Annotated in this window: 1 protein-coding gene; it reads right to left on the minus strand. The window is 46.6% G+C overall.

Annotated elements, in window-relative coordinates; genetic code table 11:
- The coding region (locus tag R7R78_RS27860; RefSeq protein ID WP_225474818.1) for a HAMP domain-containing protein at positions 1-599 on the minus strand (599 nt) is incomplete at both ends.

The following is a 599-nucleotide window of genomic DNA, read 5'->3' on the forward strand; positions in this document are numbered from 1 at the left end:
CGCTTCTGCTTGCGTCATTACTGCAGCAAGTTCTGTCGATGCAGACGCCACTTCTTCACTGATTCGAGTTAACTGATCAACGATGCTGTAAAGTTGAGACGCGGTTTGGTTAACGTCTTTGCTTAGCTGAGCAATCTCGTTGTCGCCTTCGACATCCGCACGAACAGAAAGGTTACCAGCCGCCAATTCACGCATCACACGTTGCAGCTTTTGGATTGGTGTAACAATCATGCCAGATAGGAACCAAGCGCCAATAAGCGAGAACACAAACACAGCAAGAACCGTCAGCATCGCATTAGTTTGAACACGCTCGTTTTGTGCGTTACTTTTTGCTGTTGATTCAACCGCTTGATCGTTCACGTGTTTAGACAAAGTGTTGATGCCTTGCACCATTTCATTACCAACACGGCGGTACTCAGAAATAAATGCACGGTATTCGTTGTCTGATTTCAGACCTTGATCGTATTGGTTGAAAAACGCTACAGAGCGCTGTGAGTACTGCACATACGCTTCAATCGCTTTACGCACTTCAATCGCATCTTCACGAAACAGGTTGCGCGCTTCGATCGCACTTAGATCCGCTTCAACTTGTTTCAAGC

The organism is Vibrio sp. 2134-1 (assembly GCF_033339495.1).